The organism is Pseudomonas sp. MT3 (genome assembly GCF_054720805.1).
Genome location: NZ_JBTVPY010000056.1, coordinates 1 through 513, shown reverse-complemented (window position 1 = coordinate 513; position 513 = coordinate 1). Strand labels below are relative to the sequence as shown.

Genomic DNA, 513 nt, shown 5'->3' with positions numbered 1-513 from the left:
CTTCGATGCTCAGGCTGAAATGAGTCTGGTTGGCCGGGGCGAACATCCGCTGTTCCTCTGCGCAGGTGGCCGGTCATCCGAGCTGCCATCCTGGCGGGGGCATGCCGGTAACGCGGGCCGGTAAAGAGCACCGGCCAGGAAAGCCTGGCCGATGCATGGGACGTCGATCGCTGCGGATCAGGCAGAGATCGGGGTGCGCCAGTCGTCGGAGCCGGAGGTGCCGGAGACTTCGTGGGTCCAGACGATCTTGCGGTAGGTGAAGTAGACGTCTTCCAGGTGAGTGAAGTGCGCCATGTTCGGGTCCTGGCAGTTCGGCATGCGCGACTGCACGTCGACGATCACCGCGTCTTCCAGCTCGATGGTGAAGTAGTGCTCCTGGGTACCGGTGGAGGAAGTGCGGTACCACTCCAGGCGGCACTTGTTCAGACGCTCGCCGGAGGTCAGGGCGTTGAAGATCAGCGGCGAGGACTTGTCGAAGACCTTGGTGATCATCAGCGGCTTGTGCACGCGCTG

At 63.2% G+C, this 513-nt stretch carries 1 protein-coding gene; it reads right to left on the bottom strand.

The genetic code is table 11. The features are described 5' to 3' along the window. Positions 1–177 precede the first annotated feature (177 nt). On the bottom strand, positions 178–513 hold a 336-nt coding region (locus tag ACYCAX_RS26560), incomplete at its 5' end, for an Hcp family type VI secretion system effector (RefSeq protein WP_460249216.1).